At 70.9% G+C, this 21,383-nt stretch carries 15 protein-coding genes; 12 read left to right on the top strand and 3 right to left on the bottom strand.

Features of this window, described 5'->3' with window-relative positions:
• Positions 1–22 precede the first annotated feature (22 nt).
• From OG252_RS16980 to OG252_RS16955, 6 genes are all read left to right on the top strand, one after another.
• The gene (locus OG252_RS16980) at positions 23–2,269 is read left to right on the top strand and encodes an MMPL family transporter (protein ID WP_329337006.1); all 2,247 of its coding nucleotides are present in this window, start codon (positions 23–25) and stop codon (positions 2,267–2,269) included.
• Positions 2,247–2,822: a GNAT family N-acetyltransferase gene (locus tag OG252_RS16975; RefSeq protein ID WP_266433490.1), complete on the top strand. Its 576-nt coding sequence runs from the start codon at positions 2,247–2,249 to the stop codon at positions 2,820–2,822. The genes OG252_RS16980 and OG252_RS16975 overlap by 23 nt, the downstream gene beginning before the upstream one ends.
• Before the next feature lie 35 nt (positions 2,823–2,857).
• The gene (locus OG252_RS16970; protein WP_329337004.1) at positions 2,858–3,439 is read left to right on the top strand and encodes a hypothetical protein; all 582 of its coding nucleotides are present in this window, start codon (positions 2,858–2,860) and stop codon (positions 3,437–3,439) included.
• A gap of 205 nt (positions 3,440–3,644) precedes the next feature.
• A complete protein-coding gene (locus OG252_RS16965; protein ID WP_266433486.1) occupies positions 3,645–3,830 on the top strand; it encodes a hypothetical protein in 186 nt (61 codons plus the stop codon).
• Between the two features lie 71 nt (positions 3,831–3,901).
• Entirely contained in the window at positions 3,902–6,970 is a 3,069-nt protein-coding gene (locus OG252_RS16960) for a helix-turn-helix transcriptional regulator (RefSeq protein ID WP_329337001.1), read from the top strand.
• Positions 6,971–7,008: 38 nt separating this feature from the next.
• Positions 7,009–7,200 (top strand): DUF6191 domain-containing protein, encoded by a 192-nt coding sequence (locus OG252_RS16955; RefSeq protein ID WP_266433481.1) that lies wholly within the window; start codon positions 7,009–7,011, stop codon positions 7,198–7,200.
• Positions 7,201–7,215: 15 nt separating this feature from the next.
• Here OG252_RS16955 and OG252_RS16950 read toward each other — a convergent pair whose 3' ends face one another.
• Complete coding sequence (locus OG252_RS16950) at positions 7,216–8,385, bottom strand: PQQ-dependent sugar dehydrogenase (protein WP_266433479.1); 1,170 nt, start codon at positions 8,383–8,385, stop codon at positions 7,216–7,218.
• A 143-nt stretch (positions 8,386–8,528) separates the two neighbouring features.
• Positions 8,529–9,527 (bottom strand): aldo/keto reductase, encoded by a 999-nt coding sequence (locus OG252_RS16945; protein ID WP_266433478.1) that lies wholly within the window; start codon positions 9,525–9,527, stop codon positions 8,529–8,531.
• Between the two features lie 76 nt (positions 9,528–9,603).
• On the opposite strand from OG252_RS16945, the gene OG252_RS16940 reads away from it, so the two are divergent.
• From OG252_RS16940 to serA, 6 genes are all read left to right on the top strand, one after another.
• Positions 9,604–10,554, top strand: coding sequence for a 2-hydroxyacid dehydrogenase (locus OG252_RS16940; RefSeq protein WP_329336998.1), 951 nt, complete (start codon positions 9,604–9,606; stop codon positions 10,552–10,554).
• A gap of 487 nt (positions 10,555–11,041) precedes the next feature.
• Entirely contained in the window at positions 11,042–14,074 is a 3,033-nt protein-coding gene (locus OG252_RS16935) for a putative bifunctional diguanylate cyclase/phosphodiesterase (RefSeq protein WP_329336996.1), read from the top strand.
• 237 nt (positions 14,075–14,311) lie between these two features.
• On the top strand, positions 14,312–16,168 hold the full coding sequence (locus tag OG252_RS16930; RefSeq protein WP_266433470.1) for an acetolactate synthase large subunit: 1,857 nt from the start codon (positions 14,312–14,314) through the stop codon (positions 16,166–16,168).
• Between the two features lie 20 nt (positions 16,169–16,188).
• On the top strand, positions 16,189–16,716 hold the full coding sequence (ilvN, locus tag OG252_RS16925) for an acetolactate synthase small subunit (protein ID WP_266433468.1): 528 nt from the start codon (positions 16,189–16,191) through the stop codon (positions 16,714–16,716).
• 118 nt (positions 16,717–16,834) lie between these two features.
• Positions 16,835–17,836 (top strand): ketol-acid reductoisomerase, encoded by a 1,002-nt coding sequence (ilvC, locus tag OG252_RS16920; RefSeq protein ID WP_266433466.1) that lies wholly within the window; start codon positions 16,835–16,837, stop codon positions 17,834–17,836.
• Positions 17,837–18,084: 248 nt separating this feature from the next.
• Positions 18,085–19,674: a phosphoglycerate dehydrogenase gene (gene serA, locus OG252_RS16915; protein ID WP_266433464.1), complete on the top strand. Its 1,590-nt coding sequence runs from the start codon at positions 18,085–18,087 to the stop codon at positions 19,672–19,674.
• A gap of 108 nt (positions 19,675–19,782) precedes the next feature.
• On the opposite strand, the gene OG252_RS16910 is transcribed toward serA, so the two are convergent.
• A complete protein-coding gene (locus OG252_RS16910) occupies positions 19,783–21,321 on the bottom strand; it encodes an MFS transporter (protein WP_329336989.1) in 1,539 nt (512 codons plus the stop codon).
• Positions 21,322–21,383 lie beyond the last annotated feature (62 nt).

The following is a 21,383-nucleotide window of genomic DNA, read 5'->3' as shown; positions in this document are numbered from 1 at the left end:
TATAGCCCCCGGGAGCTCGTTCGTGGCAGCCCTCGCACGCTGGTGTGTCCAACGACGCCTCGTCGTCGTTCTCCTGTGGCTCCTCGCGCTCGGCGGAGTGAGCACGGCCGCCGTCGTCGCGGGCTCCGCCTACTCGAACGACTACGAGGTCCCCGGCACCGAGTCCGGCCGCGCCACCCAGCTGCTGCGTGACGGCTTCCCTGACCTCGGCGGCGACAGCGACACCGTTGTCTGGCACACCGACTCCGGCACCGTCCGGGCCGCCGACGTCGAACAGACCATGACCCGCGCCCTGGACCGGATCGAGGCCCTGCCCGGCGTGGCCGACGTCTCCGGCCCGTACGACGATCAGGGCGCCGCCCGGATCAGCGCCGACGGACACACGGCCTACGCCACGGTGACCTTCGACGATCCGGCCGAGAACATCGACCAGGGCGAGGCACAGGCCGTCGTCAGCGCCGCGAAGGACGCCGCGAGCGACGGGCTCCAGGTGGAGCTCGGCGGCACCGCCATCGCGCTCACCGAGTCGTCCGGCGGACACCTCGCCGAGGTGGTCGGCGTGGCCGTCGCCGCCCTCGTCCTGTTCCTCGCCTTCGGCTCGCTCGCCGCCTCACTGCTGCCCATCGCCACCGCGCTGGTCAGCGTCGGCACCGCGTACGCCGGGATCGTGCTGCTCGGGCACGTCATGACCGTCGCCGACTTCGCGCCCATGCTGGGGATGCTGATCGGGCTCGGCGTCGGCATCGACTACGCGCTGTTCATCGTCACCAGACACCGGCGCGGCCTCAAACGCGGCCTGTCCGTGACGGAAGCGGTCACCAACGCCGTCGCCACCACCGGACGAGCGGTGGTCTTCGCGGGTGCCACCGTTTGCATAGCCCTGCTGGGGATGCTGATCCTCCGGCTCGGCTTCCTCAACGGTGTCGCGATAGCCGCCTCGCTGACCGTCGTCCTGACGGTCGCGGCCTCCGTGACCCTGCTGCCCGCCCTGCTGTCCCTCATCGGCATGCGCGCCCTCAGCCGGCGCGAGCGGCGCCACCTCACCGAACACGGGCCCCAGCCCGAGCTGCCGACCGGGTTCGCCGCCCGCTGGTCGGCGTTCGTCGAGCGCCACCCCAAACTGCTCGGCGCACTCGCCCTGGGCGTGATCACGGTCCTCGCCCTGCCCACCCTGGGGCTCCACCTGGGCACCTCCGACCAGGGCAACAACCCACAGGCGTCGACCACACGCCAGGCGTACGACCTCCTCGCGGACGGCTTCGGACCCGGCGTGAACGGCCCCCTCACCCTCGTCACGCACGTCCACGGCGCCGAGGACAAGCTCGCCCTGGACAACCTCGACGCCACCGTCCGCGGCACCGAGGGCGTCGCGTCGGTGACACCGGTGACATACGACTCCGGCGGCGACACCGCGTACTTCACGATCGTCCCCGAGTCCTCGCCGCAGTCCCAGCGGACCAGCGACCTCGTCGACCGGCTGCGCAGCGACGTCCTGCCGCGCGCCGAGACCGGGACCTCCCTCGACGTCCAGGTCGGCGGGGTGACGGCCGGCTACGACGACTTCGCCGAGGTCATCGTCGGCAAGCTGCCCCTGTTCGTCGGCGTCGTCATCGGCCTGGGCTGTCTGCTGCTCCTGTTCGCCTTCCGGTCCGTGGGCATCCCGCTGAAGGCCGCCGTGATGAACGTCGCCGCGGTCGCCGCCGCCTTCGGCGTGGTCGTCGCGATCTTCCAGTGGGGCTGGGGGAGTGAGCTGCTGGGGCTGGGCCGCGCCGGGCCCATCGAGCCCTTCCTCCCGGTGATCATGGTGTCGGTCCTCTTCGGGCTCTCCATGGACTACCAGGTCTTCCTGGTCAGCCGGATGTACGAGGAGTGGCTGGAGACCGGTGACAACCGGCGGGCCGTCCGTGTCGGTCTCGCCGAGACCAGCCGGGTGATCAACTCCGCCGCGGTCATCATGATCTCCGTCTTCCTCGCCTTCGTGCTCAGCGGAGACCGGGTGATCGCCATGTTCGGCATCGCGCTCGCCGCCGCCGTCGCCCTCGACGCGTTCGTGCTCCGTACGTTGCTGGTGCCGGCCCTGATGCACCTGCTCGGCGGCGCCAACTGGTGGCTGCCACGCTGGCTGGACCGCCGTATGCCCCGCATCAGCATCGAGCCGCCCGAGCGCCGCGCCGCCCATGAAAGGCTGGCCGCCGTGGCGGACGCCGAGGTGGCGGACGTACTGATGAAGGGGCGGGACGAAGAGGATGTACGCGATATCTCTGGGTGACGACGGAGCCGAACTGCGTCCCTTGGAGCCGTGGCACGCCGAGGAGTTCCTCGCGCATCTGGACCGGGGGCGGGAGTTCATCGGACAGTTCATCGCCTTCGGCTCCAAGGCGACGGACGTGGAGTCCACCCGGGCCATGCTCCAGCGGTACGCCGACATGCGCGCCGCCGACACCGCCTCCCTGCACGGCCTGTGGCTGGAGGGGAAGCTCGTGGGCGGAGTGCTGTTCCTGAACTTCGACGCGGAGAACGCCAACTGCGAGGTCGGCTGCTGGCTGGAACCCGCCGGCACCGGGCGCGGTCTGGTCACCCGGGCCATGCGGATCCTCATCGACTTCGCCGTCGAGCAGCGCGGCATCCACCGCGTCGAGTGGATCGCCGCCACGGGGAACACGCCCAGCCTGAACGTGGCCCGGCGGCTGGGGATGACCCTGGAGGGAGTGCGCCGGGAGAGCCACCCCTATGGTGGTGTGCGGCACGACCTCGAGGTGTGGTCGATTCTCGCGCCCGAGTGGCGGGACGCACGCGCGCGTGCCGCTCACAGCGATCATTAAGAAACCTCTCAGACAGGATCCGTACGGTGCCGGACATGGGAACCAAGACAGTTGACGAGACCGGCGCCGAGACGGGTGCCGAGACCACGACCGACGAGGAGAAGACGGGCACCACCGACCTGACCAAGACCGACGAGGCGACGAAGACCGAGGCCGAGGCCGACGTCGACACCGACGCCGACGACCTGGGCGAGGAGCTCGAGGCGGTCGAGGCGGAGGGCCCGACGGGCGTGGGCCAGGGTGCCGGTGCCGTCGTCTCCGCCGCGCTCGGCGTCGTCTCGCTCACCGGCGGGTGGGTCTCCACCGTGGCCGCCGCGCGCGAGACCCTCATCGGCCAGCTGGGGACCTCGTCGACCGCGAGCGTCGCCACGCAGGTCAAGGAGGTGTACGGCGACGCCTGGGAGACCACCGCGATGTGGGGTGGCATCTTCGCGCTCGTCGCGCTGCTCGTCGGTGCCGCGGTCCTGGTCCGGCCCGCCTTCGGGACGCCCGGCAAGCCGCAGGCCGTGTGGATCAAGTCCGTCGCCTGGGGCGGTGTCTCGCTCGGCGTCATCGGCCTGCTCCTGGCCGTCCTGAAGTACACCGACGTCCTGCTCGGACTGCCGTCGGCCAGCTGACACACCACGTGACCCGAGGGGTCTTAGGAACGCCGTGAGCGACTTACGGCCCTCCTAAGGCCCCTCACGCACGTCTAAGGCCCCGCCCGCCGCGGAAGATGCGGAACTCTCCCGATGTGGCGGCCCCGCCTGGGAGACGAAGGTGGAGACATCGCAGCAAGCGAAGCCGACACCGGCCTCTCACCAGGGACACAGGGGACACACCATGTATGAGTACGAGATCTCCCAGCTCCGTTCCGCCGAACTGATCCGCCAGGCCGAGCAGGAGCGGCTGGCCCGCGAGGCCCTCCGCGGCCGCCGCGCCGCCCGCCGCGAGGCCGCCCGGCGCGCCGCCGAGGGCGAGGTGCATACCGGCCGCCCCCGCAGGCACCGGTTCCCGCGTACGGCGTGAGTGCCGGGGCGGGGGACGGCCTCCCCGGCCTCCCCGCGAAAACCGGTGCCGCACTGTCAGACCCGCGTGCGATGCTCGGCCTCGTGGAGACCAGGTCCGTCAGTCCGGTGTTCGTCGGTCGCACCGATGAGCTGGACACGCTGAACGACGCGCTCGCCCGCGCTGCCGCGGGCGAGCCGCAGGCGTTACTGCTCGGGGGCGAGGCAGGCGTCGGCAAGACTCGCCTGGTCGAGGAGTTCGCCACCGCCGCCTGCCGGCGCGGAGCCGTCGTCGCACTCGGCGGCTGTGTCGAGATCGGCGCCGACGGACTGCCGTTCGCGCCCTTTTCCACCGCCCTGCGCGCCCTGCGCCGCGCACTGCCCGACGAGCTCGCCGCCGCGGCCGCCGGTCAGGAGGAGGAACTCGCCCGGCTGCTGCCCGAACTCGGCGAAACGGCAACTGCCCGCGGGCCGGGCCGGCACGACGAGGAGGGCATGGCCCGCCTCTTCGAACTCACCGCCCGCCTCCTGGAGCGCGTCGCCGCCGACCGCACGGTCGTCGTCGCCCTGGAGGACCTGCACTGGGCCGACGCCTCCACCCGCCACCTCCTCGCCTACCTCTTCCGCACCCTGCGCACCGGCAGCCTCGTCGTCCTCGCGACCTACCGCTCCGACGACATCCACCGCCGCCACCCGCTGCGCCCCCTGCTCGCCGAACTCGACCGGCTGCGCACCGTCCGCCGCCTCGAACTCGGCCGCTTCAACCGAGCCGAGGTCGGCCGTCAGGTCGCCGGCATCCTGGCCCACGAACCCGAGCCGGCCCGGGTCGACGAGATCTTCGAACGCTCCGACGGCAACGCCTTCTTCGTCGAGGAACTCGCCGTGGCCGCCCACGAGGGCTGCCGCACAGGCCTCACCGACTCCCTCCGCGACCTCCTCCTGGTCCGCGTCGAGGCACTGCCCGAGAGCGCCCAGCGGGTCGCCCGGATCGTCGCCGAGGGCGGCTCCACCGTCGAGTACCGGCTGCTCGCAGCCGTCGCCGGGCTCGCCGAGGACGACCTCATCGAGGCGCTCAGGGCCGCCGTCAACGCCAACATCCTGCTCGCCGCGCCCGACGGGGACGGCTACCGCTTTCGCCACTCCCTGGTCCGCGAGGCGGTCGGCGACGACCTGCTGCCCGGCGAACGCTCCCGCCTCAACCGCCGCTACGCCGGGGCCCTGGAGGCCGACCCCACGCTCGTCCCGGCCGGAGAACGCGTGATGCGCCTGGCCAGCTACTGGTACCACGCCCACGACGCCGCCAAGGCCCTGCCCGCCGTCCTGGACGCCTCCGTCACCGCCCGCCGCCGGCACGCCTACTCCGAACAACTGCGGCTCCTGGAACGCGCGATGGAGCTGTGGGACGCCACCCCCGAGGACGTCCGCGCCGAGCTGCGACCCGCCGACTACACCGAGATCTACCCGCCCTGTGGCTGCGACCCGGCCACCACCCCACTGCGCTACCTCGACCTGATGGCCGAGGCCGCGGTCGCCGGACGGCTGTGCTCGGAACGCGAACGCGCCCTGAAGATCATCAAGCGGGCGCTGCGACTGCTGGAGGACGAGGACGACCCACTGCGCGCCGCCTGGTTCTGGACCCAGCGCTCCCGCCTGGTCCAGGCACAGGCCCGCGGCGACGGCTGGGCCGAACTGGCGACCGCCCAGGAACTCGTACGCGGTCTGCCGCCCTCGAAGGTGCACGCCGAGGTCCTCGCCACCGTCGCCAACTGGTCCATGGTGCACGCCCCCGGTCCCGACGCCTTCACGGCCGCCGAACGCGCGGTGGAGTACGCGCGCATGGTCGGCGTCCGGGAGACCGAGATGAACGCCCGCCTCACGCTCGGCGGCCTCATGGTCGAGGCGGGCGATGTAGAGGCGGGGCTCGCCGAGATGGTCGAGGTCAAAGAGCGGACGGTCGAGTACGGCATCTCCGCCATCGCGGCCCGCGCCTATATGAACCTGCCCGACGCCCTCGAATCCGTCGGCCGCTCCAAGGAGGCCGTTCCCGTTCTGGAGGAAGGCCTCGCCTACTCCCGGAAGTTCGGTCTGCTGGATTCCGAGGCCTGGATCTGGGGGAACTTCGCGGAGAGCCTGTACTCCATGGGCCGCTGGGACCGCGCCGCCGAAGCCGGCACCAAGGCCGAACGCGTCGGCCAGAGCGCGAAGCCCCGCGGCTTCCACGCCACCCTCCGCGCCGAACTCGCCCTCGACCGGGGGGACCTGGCCACAGCCGCAAGCCACCTGGCCGCCGCCCGCGAGCACTTCGGCAGCCACGACCTCGCCCCCCAGCACGGGCTGCCCCTGGTCCGCCTCGCGATAGGTATCGCCGCGGGCGAGGGCCGCCTCCTGGACGCCCGCGCCGAACTCGAGCGCGCCATGGACGCCGGCTTCCCGCCCGCCACCCAGCGCTATGTCTGGCGGATGCTGCTCAGCGCGGCCGTCGCGGAGGCCGACGCCCGCGACCTGCCCGCCGCCGGCCCGGGCCGCCCCGAGATCCTCGAACGCATCCGCACCACGGCCAAGCCCCTGGCCACCCACGTCCCCGTCTGGCAGGCCTACGAACGCTGGGTCCGCGCCGAACTGCTCCGAGCCGAGGGCGACGCCCGCGCGGACACCTGGACGGAGGTCGTCACCGCCTTCGAGGCCCTGGAGCGCCCCTACGACCTTGCCCGCGTCCGCCTCCGCCTCGCCGAGGCCCTGCTGCTGCCGGGGGAAGGAGGCGACGACCGCGACCGCGCCACGGAGCTGCTCCGCCTCGCCCACGCCGTCGCCTACCACCTCGGCGCCCGCCCGCTCGCCGACTCCGTCACGCTCCTCGCCCAACGCGCCCGCATCCCCCTGAACAGGCTGAACAGGGCCCCCGAGCAGTCGCACGCCCCCGCGGACCCCGCCGAGTCCCTCGGTCTGACCGGCCGGGAACGCGACGTCCTGCGCCTGGTCTCCGCGGGCCGCACCAACCGCCAGATAGCCGAGGTCCTCTTCATCTCTCCGAAGACGGCCAGCGTCCACGTCTCGAACATCCTGGCCAAGCTCGGCGTCTCGGGCCGCGGCGAGGCCGCGGCGGTGGCGCATCGGCTGGGGCTGTTTCCGTCAGAAACGCTCACGATGCGGACGGCGCCCTGAGGTCTACGCTGAAAAGGACACCTGCCGAGGGAGACTCCGTGTTCAACCCCTTCGAGGAACTGTTCGCCCCCGGCCGCAAGCACACCCGCGACGAGCAGAACCGGCTGGAGCTCACCCGGGAGGACGTCGGCGACGGTGACCCCGGACGCGGGCCCATAGACCTCACGTCCGGGAAGGTCGTCGTACGGCCGCCGCAGCCGGACGACGAAGACTCCTCGTCGGAGGACTGAGGGCGGGCGCAGGCGTCAGCTGACCTGTATCTCCAGGATCCGGTCGTCGCCCTCCTCCGGGTCGCCCCGGCCGTCCGTGTTGCTGGTGACCAGCCACAGTTTGTCGCCGCCCGCCGAGACCACCGTGCGCAGCCGGCCGTACTCGCCTTCCAGGAAGGCCTGCGGGTCCGCCGAGGCCTCCGTGCCCTTCAGAGGGATGCGCCACAGGCGCTGGCCCTTGAGGCCCGCCATCCAGACAGAGCCTTCGGCGTGGGCGATGCCGCTGGGCGAGGCCTCGTCCGTGCCCCACTGGGCTATCGGGTTGTGGTACTCGGAATCGCTCGACCTGCCCTCGGCCTCCGGCCAGCCGTAGTTGTCGCCCGGTGTGATCGCGTTCAGCTCGTCCCAGGTGTCCTGGCCGAACTCCGCGGCGAACAGGCGCTGCTTGTCGTCCCAGGCCAGGCCCTGCACATTGCGGTGGCCGTACGAATACACCGGGGAGTCCGGGAAGGGGTTGCCCGGGGCCGGCTCGCCCTCCGGGGTCATGCGCAGAATCTTGCCGCCCAGGGACTTGGTGTCCTGGGACAGACCGGTGTCGCCGCTCTCGCCCGTGCCCGCGTACAGCAGCTTGTCCGGGCCGAAGGCGATCCGGCCGCCGTTGTGGATGTAGCCCTTCGGAATGCCCTTGAAGATCGTGTCGGGGGCGCCCAGCTGCTGGCCGGACGGCTTCTGCTCGTCGTACAGCATGCGCACGATGCGGTTGTCGGACGCCGAGGTGAAGTACGCGTACACCATGTGGTCCGAGGCGTAGTCCGGGGAGAGGGCGAGGCCCATGAGGCCGCCCTCGCCGGCCGGTGACACCCCCGGTACCTCGCCCAGCTCGGTCTTCTTGCCCGTCTCGTCGACCCGAGTGATCGTGGCCTCGTCACGGGAGGAGACCAGCAGGCCGCCGCCGGGGAGCGGGGCGAGGCCCCAGGGGGTGCTCAGGTCCTCGGCGACGGTGCGGACCACCTTCACCGAGCCCTTGGCGGGAGGAGCCTCCTCGGCGGCCTGTTCGGTGGGCGACGACCTCGATGTCGTACTGCTCGGTGTGGCGCTGTCCGCGCCGTCCGACGATCCCCCTCCGCCGTCGGAGGAGCAGCCGGCCGTCAGCACGAGCGCGGTCGCGGCCAATACGGCCGACACAGCTCGACGTTGCACGATCATGGTCCCTTCGACGGGGCGGTCTCGCGGCAGGTTCTACTTGTCATACACCGCTCGTGCCTCACAGGTTCCCGATCACCGCAACCCGACCCACGGAACCTCCCGCGGTGACCCGAATCCGTACCCCCAGGTCCTACTCCCAGGTCCTACTCCCAGGATCCCTGCGCCCGCGGCAGCTCCGCCATCTCCGCGAGATCCTGTGCCGTCAGGCGCAGGGTCGCCGCCCGTGCGTTGTCCGTCACCCAGCGCTCCTGCTTCGCCCCGGGCACCGGGACCGCATGGCGCCCCTGCGCCAGCACCCAGGCCAGGGCCACCTGGGCCGGGGTGACGTCCTCGCCGTGGCGGCGGGCCACACGGCGCAGGCCGACCACTATCGGCTGGTTGGCGGCCATCATCTCCGCGGTGAAGCGGGGGTGGCGGGCGCGTACGTCGTCCGGTTCGAAGCCCTCGCCGGGGGTGAGCGTGCCGGTCAGGAAACCGTTGCCGAGCGGCATCGCGGCCAGGAAGCCGATGCCGCGCGCCTCGCACCACGGCAGCAGGGCCTCCGTCGCCTCCGGCGACCACACCGACAGCTCGGCCTGGACGGCGCTCACCGGGAACACCTGCTGCACCCGCTGCAACTGCCGGATCGTGGCGTCGTACAGCCGGGCCCCGGAGCGGCGGCCGCCCCGCGCGCCCATCGCGCACAGCCCCAACGCCCGTACCTTTCCGGCCCGCACGAGCTCCGCCATCGCGCCCCAGGTCTCCTCCACGGGCACTTCGGGGTCGGCCCGGTGCAGCTGGTAGAGGTCGATGACGTCGGTCTGCAGGCGCCGCAACGACGCGTCACAGGCCCGCTTCACATAGCCGGGGCGGCCGTTGGCCACGATGTGCTGCTCGCCCACCAGCAGGCCGACCTTGGTCGACACGAAGGCGTCCTCGCGCCGCTCCTTCAGCACCCGCCCCAGCAGCAGTTCGTTGGTGAAGGGGCCGTACATGTCGGCCGTGTCCAGAAGCGTCGAGCCCAGGTCCAGCGCCCGGTGCACGGCCCTGACCGACTCGTCGCCACGCTGCCGCGAACCGCTGTACGCCCAGCTCATCGGCATGCAGCCGAGTCCGACGGCACCCACCGTGAGCGCCGCCGCGCCGATCGTCCTGCGCTCCACCTGCTCGTGACCCTCCCTCTCCGGGTCCCCCAACCTAACCTCTGCGGTCGGCAGTGCCTGACATAGCCTCCTGACCATGACTGCTGACGTGTGGCTGCCCATCCCGCCGGAAGACATCGAAGGGCTCCCCGAGAGCCTGAACTACCGCTTCTGGAACGGCGATGAGGACTTTCCCGCGGACCCGGCCGACTGCGCGTACTACGTCGTCCCCTACATGAAGCCCATGGAGGTCGGACTGCGGCCGGTACCCCGCCTGAGCTCCGTGCAGGTCGTGCAGACGCTCTCGGCAGGTACCGACGCGATCGAGCCGGGCCTCAAGTACCTGCCTCAGGGCGTGCGGTTGTGCAACGCGCGCGGGGTGCACGAGGCCAGCACCGCCGAACTCACCCTCACCCTGATCCTCGCCTCGCTGCGCGGCGTCCCCGACTTCGTACGGGCCCAGGACAAGGGGGAGTGGCGCGGCGGGTTCCGGCCGGCGCTCGCCGACAAGAACGTCCTCATCGTGGGGTACGGCTCGATCGGATCAGCGATCGAGGACCGGCTCGTTCCGTTCGAGGTCGCGCGGGTGGCGCGCGTCGCGCGCTCCGAGCGCACCACGGCGCGCGGGCCGGTGCATCCGCTCACCGAACTACCCGCCCTGCTCCCCGAGGCGGACGTCGTCGTCCTCTCCACGCCCCTCACCGAGACCACCCGCCACCTGGTGAACGCCGACTTCCTCGGCCGTATGAAGGAGGGCGCGCTGCTGGTCAACGTGGCCCGCGGCCCGGTCGTCGACACCAAGGCGCTGCTCGCCGAGCTGGAGAACGGCCGCATCACCGCCGCCCTCGATGTCACCGACCCCGAACCGCTGCCCCCGGGCCACCCCCTGTGGCAGGCCCCGGGCGTGCTGATCAGCCCGCACGTCGGCGGACCGACGTCCGCGTTCCTGCCACGCGCCAAACGACTGCTGGTGGACCAGTTGAACCGTTTCGTGAACCGGGAGCCCCTGCGCAACGTGATCCGTACGACAGGTCCAACAGGCGTGTGACACCACCCGGATGAGCATCGCGCGCCCGGCCCGCACGCCGGGTGCAACAGGCGCTTAATCCGTTTCCGGTACCCTCCGCAACCCTCCGGACGCGGTCCGTGCTCGCATCTGTGCTGGTCGTCACGGAGCGTAGAGGAACTATGTCCCTGAGTGACGAGACTGGTGTATCGTCCCGACAGGGGCTGCGCCGCGCACCGTTCGGCGCCGGGGATGGACATTTCAGACTGTGAGGGGGGCGACGGGCGATGCACGGCCTATGGACGAGCGATCCGACGCGGCGGGGCCGCCGGCGGCGACCCTGGCACACGGCTGCGCGCAGACGCGGCCATCACGCGGGCCACGGCAGTCACCACGGTCAGCACGACGGTCGGCAGAACCAACACCGTCACAGCCATCATCACCGCAGGCACAGCAGCCGCAGGAGGCATGCGCACCCAGCGCACCGGGACCCCAGGGACCCGGGAGCGGCGCGGACCGGGAGGGCCCGGTGAGTTCGCCCCCGCCTTCCACGACCACCTTTGACGGACCGCTGCGGGCCCAGCCCGCGCCGGGGGCGACGCCGACCCGCCCACCGGCCCTCGGCGGCGCGTCGACCTTGGTCCACCAACTCGTCCTGGCCCTGGTGTGCGCGGGATACGCCGTCGGTTCCGCGTTCGGCTGGGGCTCACGGCAAGTCGCGCTGATCATGGGCGACTTCGGGCTGAGCGCCGCGGCCGGCGCCGCGGCCGTGTCCTGCTTCCTCTACGCCCGCAACCCCCGTATCCGCTTCCGACCCGCCTGGCTGCTCTTCGCCCTCTCCTCGGCGATGGCGGCCGTGGGCAACCTGATCTGGGGGTGGTACGAGGTCGTCCTGGAGCGGTCCGTGCCCAGCCCCAGCTACGCCGACCTGTTCTTCCTGTGCTTCGCGCCGCCCGCGATCGTGGGACTGCTGGTGCTCGCCAAGCGGCCGGTGACCAAGGCCGGTTGGGTCTGCCTCGGCCTGGACGCCTGGCTGATCGGCGGCTCGCTGCTCACGCTGTCCTGGAGCCTCGCCCTCGCGCAGGCGGCCAAGTCCGAGGGATCGAGCGTGGCACACACCGCGCTGTCGCTCGCCTACCCACTGCTCGACATCGCCCTGGTCAGCATGGTGCTGGCCCTGCACTTCCGGCGCTCGGCGGTGAACCGTACGGCGGTCAACACCGCCATCGGCGCCCTCGCCCTGACCGTGATGTGCGACGCCCTGTTCACCTCACCACTGCTGCACCACACCTACCGCTCCGGGCAGTTGCTCGACGCGGGCTGGTTCGCCGGCTCGCTGCTGCTCGCGTACGCCCCGTGGGCCGCCCCGCGACGCGGAGAGGCGGAGGCCGTACGGCGGCACCCGGCCCGGCGCCGGACGGACGGGCACACGCGCGTGGTGCACGAACACGTGCCGGGACAGCGCACCGTCCCGCACCACCACCAGCCCCCGGGCCCCGCACGGGGAGGTGATCACAGCCGGTACCCGGCCGCCCGTCCGATCGCCGGTTCGCTGGCCGCCCTCACGCCCTATCTCGCCGCCGCCGTCTGCACGCTCGGGATCCTCTACAACGTCCTGAGCGGCCGCAGCGTCGACCGCGTGGTGCTCCTCACCGGCGGCACGGTGGTGCTCGCCCTCGTCGTGCGCCAGGGCATCATGCTGCTCGACAACATCACCCTCACCCAGGAGCTGGCGCAGAAGGAGAACCACTTCCGCTCCCTGGTGCAGGGCTCCAGCGACGTCATCATGATCGCCGCACCGAACGGCATCCTCCGGTACGTCTCCCCGGCCGCCGCCGGAGTCTACGGACGTCCCGCGGAGGACCTGGTGGGAACGGAACTGGCCGGCCTCATCCACCCGGAGGACCTGGGCTGCGTGGTGCACGAGGTGCGCCGCTTCCTCGCCGCCAGCCCACTGGAAGAACCCACCACGCGCATCGAGTGCCGGTTCCGCTCCGGCGACGGCGGCTGGCTCAACGTCGAGTCCACCGTCAACCGGCACCACGGCGGCCTCATCTTCAACAGCCGGGACGTGACCGAAAGGGTGCGCCTGCAGGCGCAACTCCAGCACAACGCCGAGCACGACCCGCTGACCGACCTGCCCAACCGCGCCCTGTTCACCAAGCGGGTCCAGCAGGCCCTGTCCGGCCGCCGCTCCACCGACCGCGGCGCCGCCCTGCGGGGCACGGCGGTGCTCTTCATCGACCTGGACGGCTTCAAGGCCGTCAACGACACGATCGGGCACCAGGCCGGGGACGAACTGCTCGTCCAGGCCGCCCGCAGACTCCAGGACGCGGTCCGGCAGGGGGACACCGCCTCCCGGCTGGGCGGCGACGAGTTCGCGGCCCTGATCGTCGGCGACGGCGCCCGTGACCGCTCCGCCCGGGAGCGCCACATCATGGAGCTCGCCGACCGCCTCAGGATCACGCTCTCCCAGCCCTACCTCATCGACGGCAACGACGTCCGCGTCAACGCCTCCATCGGCGTCGCCTTCGCCGAGCCCGGCCTCGGCGCTGGCGAGATCCTGCGCAACGCCGACCTGGCCATGTACCGCGCCAAGGCGGGCGGCAAGGGCCGCGTCGAGCTGTACGCCCCACAGATGCAGCAGGACGTCGTCCGCAAGGCGGAGCTGGCCACCCGTCTGCGTGCCGCCCTGAACGACGGCGAGTTCACGCTGCTGCACCAGCCCGTGGTGTGCCTGGAGGACGGCCGGATCACCTCGGTCGCCGCCCAGGCGCGCTGGCGCTCCTCGCAGGGCGTGCTGTTCACGCCCGCCGAGTTCCTGCGGGTGGCCGAGGACAGCGACAAGACGGCCGAGCTGGGGCGCTGGGTCCTGGAGGAGGCCGTGGAACAGGCTGCCGAGCGCGCCGCCAACGGGCTGGCCGTGCCGGTCGCGGTGCGGATGGGCGCGCGCCGGCTGCTGGACCGCTCGATGCCGCTCGCCTCGATCGAGGCCTTGCTGACCCGGCACGGGCTGCCGTCCGGGGCGCTGGTCATCGAGCTGTCCGACACCGACCCCCGGGTTCCGCTGGACGAGCTGGAGCGCCGTCTGAGCGCCCTGCGCAGGCTCGGCGTCCGGATCGCCCTGGACGGCTTCGGAAGCGGGTACGCGGCCATCACGGCCCTGCGCAGGCTCCCCGTCGACGTACTCAAGCTCGACCGCGGTCTGGTCGAGGGCGTCGTCGAGTCGGCCCGGCTGCACAAGATCACCGGTGGGCTGCTGCGCATCGCCGGCGATCTCGGGCTCAAGTCCGTGGCCGAGGGCGTGGACCTGCCGGAACAGGTGGTGGCGCTGCGCGCGATGGGGTGCACGCACGGGCAGGGCATGGCGTTCTCCGGCCCGCTGGACGAGTACCGGCTGCGCAGAGCGCTCGGATCCGGCCACTATCCGGTGCCGCACGGACCGGCGGAGCCCGCGTTCGCGGGTGGCGGTGCGGGGGTGTACACCGGTGGTGTGCCGGCGGTTTTCGGTGGCGGAACCACCCTCCGCTCACATAATGAGACTCCCGTCCCACCCACTTGACAGTGAGTGTGCGCCGGGGGGAGGGTCAGACCCATGCGCACCCGAATTCTCGTACTTGGAAAGCGCGTCGGCTGACGCTGGTGACCTCCGGACGGACCCGGAACTCCCAGCGACCGCACCCGGCGCGCTCCCCTCGCTTGCCTCACGGCACGAGGGGTTTTTTGTTGCACAGACACCTGCTGTACAAGAGCCGTACACCGCACAAACCTCGCAAAAACCCTCAGCATCGAGAAGAGAATGACGATGACCGAGCAGGCCACCGGGGCCCATCATCCGCAGCCGCGGCCCCGATCCGGAGGACACCAGCCCGCCCCCGAGAACGTCACGGGCGCGCAGTCCCTCATCCGCTCTCTCGAGGAGGTCGGCGCCGAGACGGTATTCGGTATTCCCGGTGGTGCGATCCTCCCGGCGTACGACCCGCTGATGGACTCCTCACGGGTGCGCCACGTCCTGGTCCGGCACGAGCAGGGCGCCGGCCACGCGGCCACCGGTTACGCGCAGGCCACCGGCAAGGTCGGCGTCTGCATGGCGACCTCCGGCCCCGGTGCCACCAACCTGGTGACGCCGATCGCGGACGCCCACATGGACTCGGTGCCGCTCGTGGCGATCACCGGCCAGGTGGCCTCCAAGGCGATCGGCACGGACGCCTTCCAGGAGGCGGACATCGTCGGCATCACCATGCCGATCACCAAGCACAACTTCCTGGTCACCAAGGCCGAGGACATCCCGCGGGTGATCGCGCAGGCGTTCCACATCGCCGCCACCGGCCGCCCCGGCCCGGTCCTGGTCGACATCGCCAAGGACGCCCTCCAGGCGCGGACGACCTTCTCCTGGCCGCCGGTCCTGGACCTGCCCGGCTACCGCCCGGTGACCAAGCCGCACGCCAAGCAGATCCGCGAGGCCGCCAAGCTGATCACCCAGGCCAAGCGGCCCGTCCTCTACGTCGGCGGCGGTGTCCTGAAGGCCCATGCCACCGCCGAACTGAAGGTCCTCGCCGAACTCACCGGAGCGCCCGTCACCACCACCCTGATGGCGCTCGGCGCATTCCCCGACAGCCACCCGCTGAACGTGGGAATGCCGGGCATGCACGGTGCGGTCACCGCCGTCACCGCGCTGCAGAAGGCCGACCTGATCGTCGCCCTCGGAGCCCGCTTCGACGACCGTGTCACCGGCAAGCTGGACAGCTTCGCCCCGTACGCCAAGATCGTCCACGCCGACATCGACCCGGCGGAGATCGGTAAGAACCGCGCCGCCGACGTGCCGATCGTGGGTGACGCCCGCGAGGTCATCGCGGACCTGGTCCAGGCCGTCCAGAAGGAGCACAGCGAAGGCCACCGGGGCGACTACAGCGCCTGGTGGAAGGACCTCAACCGCTGGCGCGAGACCTACCCGCTGGGCTACGACCAGCCCGACGACGGCTCGCTCTCCCCCCAGCAGGTCATCGAGCGCATCGGCCAGCTCGCCCCCGAGGGCACGATCTTCGCGGCGGGCGTGGGCCAGCACCAGATGTGGGCCGCGCACTACATCCAGTACGAGAAGCCCGCGACCTGGCTGAACTCCGGCGGCGCCGGAACGATGGGCTACGCGGTGCCGGCCGCCATGGGTGCCAAGGCGGGCGCGCCCGCGCAGACCGTCTGGGCGATCGACGGCGACGGCTGCTTCCAGATGACCAATCAGGAGCTCACCACCTGCGCCCTGAACAACATCCCGATCAAGGTCGCCATCATCAACAACGGCGTCCTCGGGATGGTCCGCCAGTGGCAGACCCTCTTCTACAACCAGCGCTACTCCAACACCGTGCTGCACAGCGGCCCCGAGTCCAACGGCAAGGAGCCGAGCGCCGGCACCCGCATCCCCGACTTCGTGAAGCTGTCGGAGGCCATGGGCTGCTACGCGATCCGCTGCGAGTCCCCGGACGACCTCGACAAGGTCATCGAAGAGGCCAACTCCATCAACGACCGCCCCGTCGTCATCGACTTCATCGTCCACGCGGACGCCATGGTGTGGCCGATGGTCGCCGCCGGCACCTCCAACGACGAGATCATGGCCGCCCGGGACGTCCGCCCCGACTTCGGCGACAACGAAGACGACTGAGCGAGAGAGACCCAAGAGACATGTCCAAGCACACGCTCTCCGTCCTGGTGGAGAACACGCCCGGCATCCTCGCCCGGATCGCCGCCCTGTTCTCCCGCCGCGGCTTCAACATCGACTCGCTCGCCGTCGGCGTCACCGAGCACCCCGAGATCTCCCGTATCACCATCGTGGTGAACGTGATCGAGGAACTGCCGCTCGAACAGGTCACCAAGCAGCTCAACAAGCTCGTCAACGTGCTGAAGATCGTCGAGCTGGAGGCCGGATCCGCCGTTCAGCGGGAACTCGTTCTGGTGAAGGTGCGCGCCGACAACGAGACGCGCTCCCAGATCGTCGAGATCGTCCAGCTGTTCCGCGCCAAGACGGTCGACGTCTCCCCGGAGGCCGTCACCATCGAGGCCACCGGCAGCGGCGACAAGCTGTCGGCGATGCTGAAGATGCTGGAGCCGTTCGGCATCAAGGAGCTCGTCCAGTCCGGCACGATCGCGATCGGCCGCGGTTCGCGTTCGATCACCGACCGGTCGCTGCGCGCCCTGGACCGGTCCGCCTAACAACGGGAACGGGCGGTCGGCGACCACCGACCGCCCGTATACCGAGACCCCGAAACTCGACTTCCGCCCGCCGTCATACGGTGGGACGCAACACCTGCACACAAGGAGAGAACCCAAAGTGGCCGAGCTGTTCTACGACGCCGACGCCGACCTGTCCATCATCCAGGGCCGCAAGGTCGCGGTCATCGGTTACGGCAGCCAGGGCCACGCCCACGCGCTGTCGCTCCGTGACTCGGGTGTCGACGTGCGTGTCGGTCTGCACGAGGGCTCCAAGTCCAAGGCGAAGGCCGAGGAGCAGGGCCTGCGCGTGGTCACCCCGGCCGAGGCCGCCGCCGAGGCCGACGTCATCATGATCCTGGTCCCGGACCCGATCCAGGCCCAGGTCTACGAGGAGTCCATCAAGGACAACCTCAAGGACGGCGACGCCCTCTTCTTCGGTCACGGCCTGAACATCCGCTTCGACTTCATCAAGCCCCCGGCCGGCATCGACGTCTGCATGGTCGCCCCCAAGGGCCCGGGCCACCTGGTGCGCCGTCAGTACGAGGAGGGCCGCGGCGTTCCGTGTATCGCGGCCGTCGAGCAGGACGCGACCGGCAGCGCCTTCGAGCTGGCCCTCTCGTACGCGAAGGGCATCGGCGGCACCCGCGCCGGCGTCATCAAGACGACCTTCACCGAGGAGACCGAGACCGACCTGTTCGGTGAGCAGGTCGTCCTGTGCGGTGGTACGGCCGCGCTGGTCAAGGCCGGTTTCGAGACGCTGACCGAGGCGGGCTACCAGCCGGAGATCGCGTACTTCGAGTGCCTGCACGAGCTGAAGCTGATCGTGGACCTCATGTACGAGGGCGGCCTGGACAAGATGCGCTGGTCGGTCTCCGAGACCGCCGAGTGGGGCGACTACGTCACCGGCCCGCGGATCATCACGGACGCCACCAAGGCCGAGATGAAGAAGGTCCTCGCCGAGATCCAGGACGGCACCTTCGCCCGCGAGTGGATGGCCGAGTACCACGGCGGTCTGAAGAAGTACAACGAGTACAAGCAGCAGGACGCCGACTCCCTGCTGGAGACCACCGGCAAGGAGCTGCGCAAGCTCATGTCGTGGGTGAACGACGACGAGGCGTAAGCAGTGGGGACGGGGCCGCGGCGCATGGCCGCGGCCCCCTCGCCGAACCACCGGTTACCGCTTGTCCACGGCGTCCAGCCACGGACGAGTGATCCTTCCGTGGAGGCGTAAGACGACCTCCGTCGCGGCACTAGACTGCTGCATTACAAACGCGTCGGGCACACAGTGTCGTGCGTCTTCCACGCGGCTACCCTCCACCGCCTGCGGCCGTCGGGACGGCCGTCCGCAATGGACCTGTGAGGACTCACGTGAGCTCGAAACCTGTCGTACTCATCGCTGAAGAGCTGTCGCCCGCGACCGTCGACGCCCTGGGCCCGGACTTCGAGATCCGGCACGTCAACGGCGCGGACCGGGCCGAGCTGCTGCCCGCCATCGCCGACGTGGACGCGATCCTGATCCGGTCGGCCACCAAGGTCGACGCCGAGGCCATCGCCGCCGCCAACAAGCTGAAGGTCGTCGCACGTGCCGGCGTCGGCCTGGACAACGTCGACGTCTCCGCCGCCACCAAGGCCGGCGTCATGGTCGTCAACGCCCCCACCTCCAACATCGTGACCGCCGCCGAGCTGGCCTGTGGCCTCCTGCTCGCCACCGCGCGCCACATCCCGCAGGCCAACACCGCCCTGAAGAACGGCGAGTGGAAGCGCAGCAAGTACACGGGTGTCGAGCTCGCGGAGAAGACCCTCGGAGTCGTGGGTCTGGGCCGCATCGGCGCGCTCGTCGCCCAGCGGATGTCGGCCTTCGGCATGAAGGTCGTCGCCTACGACCCCTATGTGCAGCCCGCGCGGGCCGCGCAGATGGGCGTCAAGGTGCTGTCGCTGGACGAGCTGCTCGAGGTCGCCGACTTCATCACCGTGCACCTGCCGAAGACCCCCGAGACCCTCGGTCTCATCGGCAACGAGGCGCTGCACAAGGTCAAGCCGTCGGTGCGCATCGTCAACGCCGCGCGCGGCGGGATCGTCGACGAGGAAGCGCTGTACTCGGCGCTCAAGGAGGGCCGCGTCGCCGGCGCCGGCCTGGACGTGTACGCGAAGGAGCCGTGCACCGACTCCCCGCTGTTCGAGCTCGACCAGGTCGTCTGCACCCCGCACCTCGGCGCGTCGACCGACGAGGCGCAGGAGAAGGCCGGTATCGCCGTCGCCAGGTCGGTGCGCCTGGCCCTGGCCGGCGAGCTGGTCCCGGACGCGGTGAACGTCCAGGGCGGAGTCATCGCCGAGGACGTCAAGCCGGGTCTGCCGCTCGCCGAGCGTCTCGGCCGTATCTTCACGGCGCTCGCCGGTGAGGTCGCGGTCCGCCTGGACGTCGAGGTGTACGGCGAGATCACCCAGCACGATGTGAAGGTGCTGGAGCTGTCTGCTTTGAAGGGCGTCTTCGAGGACGTCGTCGACGAGACCGTGTCGTACGTCAACGCCCCGCTGTTCGCGCAGGAGCGCGGTGTCGAGGTGCGTCTGACGACCAGCTCGGAGTCGGCAGACCACCGCAACGTGGTGACTGTGCGCGGCACGCTCGGCAGCGGCGAGGAGGTCGCGGTCTCCGGCACGCTGGCCGGCCCGAAGCACCTGCAGAAGCTCGTCGCGGTCGGCGAGTACGACGTCGACCTCGCGCTCGCCGACCACATGGTCGTCCTGCGGTACGAGGACCGTCCTGGCGTCGTCGGCACGGTGGGCCGGGTCTTCGGCGAGGCCGGCATCAACATCGCCGGTATGCAGGTGTCGCGGGCGGTGGCGGGCGGCGAGGCGCTGGCCGTGCTGACCGTGGACGACACCGTGCCCGCCGGGGTGCTGGCCGAGGTCGAGGCGGAGATCGGCGCGACGTCCGCGCGTGCGGTGAACCTGGTCTGAGAGTGGCCGTCGGCCGGGTTGCCGTACCTGGGGGCTCCGCCCCCGGACCCCCGGACCCCCGGCCTATGCCCACCCGCCGCCCGACTCGGTGGGCTGACAGGTGGACCTTCAAACGCCGGATGAGCTGAGGCAACTCGGCTCGTCCGGCGTTTTGCCGTGCACCTCGACCCGTCGCAGCGTCACCGCCGCCAGCACGGCGGCCCCCGCCAAGACCACCGCTCCGGCGATCGCCGCCCCCTGCATCCCACTGGTGAACGCCTCCCGAGCGGCCGTGGCCAGCCCGGGCACCTGGTCGGCCACGGCCAGCGCCCCGCCCAGCGTCTCGTGGGCCACGTCGGGCGCCGAGCCCGGAATCTCGTGCCGGTAGACCGCCGCACCGATCGCTCCGAGCACCGCCATGCCCAGCGCGCCGCCGAACTCCGCGCCCGTCTCCATCAGCGAGGAGGCGGAGCCCGCCCGCTCCACCGGGGCGGTGCCCATCGCGAGGTCCATGAGCTGGGACATCACGATGACGCCGCCGACGGCGAGGACAGCGCACGCGGCCAGCACCAGCCACATCGAGTCCGTGCCGGCGAGGGACAGCAGTGCGAAGCCGCCCGCGGAGATCGCGAAGCCCGCGGTGACGACGTGGGCGCGGTCGACGCCCCGCTGGACCAGGGCGGCGGCGACCGGGGCCGCCGCCGCGATGGGCAGCGACGGCAGCAGCGCCCACAGGGCCGCCTCCAGCGCGCTCTTGTCGAGCACCGACTGCAGGTACTGCGTGGTGAAGTAGGCCGACCCCATGATCCCGAACGCCGAGACCAGGTTCAGGGCGACGGCGGGTGCGAAGCCGCGGCCGCGGAACAGGGCTGGGGAGATCATCGGCGAGGCGGCGGTGCGCTGGCGGTGGACGAAGAGGGCCGCGAAGAGCAGACCGACGGTGATCGAGACGACGTAGCGGACGTTCCAGCCCTCGGACGGGATCTCCTTGAGGCCGTAGACCACGGGGAGCACGGCGGCCATCGACAGCGGGGCGCTCGGCCAGTCGAAGCGGCCGGGCTCGGGGTTCTTGGACTCGGGGAGCAGCACTCGCCCGAGGAGCAGCAGCAGGGTCATCGCGGGCAGGTTGACCAGGAAGACCGAGCCCCACCAGAAGTACTCGACCAGCACACCGCTCATGACCGAGCCGAGTGCGATGCCGGCCGTCATCACGCCGGACCACATGCCGATCGCCTTCGCACGCTGTCCGGGGTCGGTGAACATCGTGCGGGTCAGCGCGATCGTCGACGGCATCAGGGTCGCGCCGCCGATGCCGAGGACCGCGCGGGCGGCGATCAGGGTCTCGGCGCTGTTCGCGTACGCCGCCACCAGCGAGGCCGCGCCGAAGGCGGCGGCGCCGATCAGGAGGAGCCTGCGGTGGCCGATGCGGTCGCCGAGTGAGCCCATCGTCATCAGCAGGCCGGCCAGCACGAAGGCGTAGATGTCGAAGATCCACAGCTGCTGGGTGCCGCTCGGCTCCAGGTCCGCGCTGATCGCCGGGATCGCGAAGTAGAGGACCGAGACATCCATGGAGACCAGCAGCAGCGGAAGCATCAGCACGCCGAAGGCGGTCCATTGGCGGCGCCCGGCTCGGGGGCCCACAGAAGTGCTCGTCGGGTTCGTCGTCATGCGGAGGAATGTACGCACGTATTAAACGCTTGTCTAGAACGGATGTATAAGACGAGCGTCTG

The sequence above is a fragment of the Streptomyces sp. NBC_01352 genome, from assembly GCF_036237295.1.
Taxonomy (GTDB): domain Bacteria; phylum Actinomycetota; class Actinomycetes; order Streptomycetales; family Streptomycetaceae; genus Streptomyces; species Streptomyces plumbiresistens.
The sequence above is the reverse complement of the archived record's forward strand: the minus strand, read 5'-3'. Positions and strand labels throughout refer to the sequence as shown.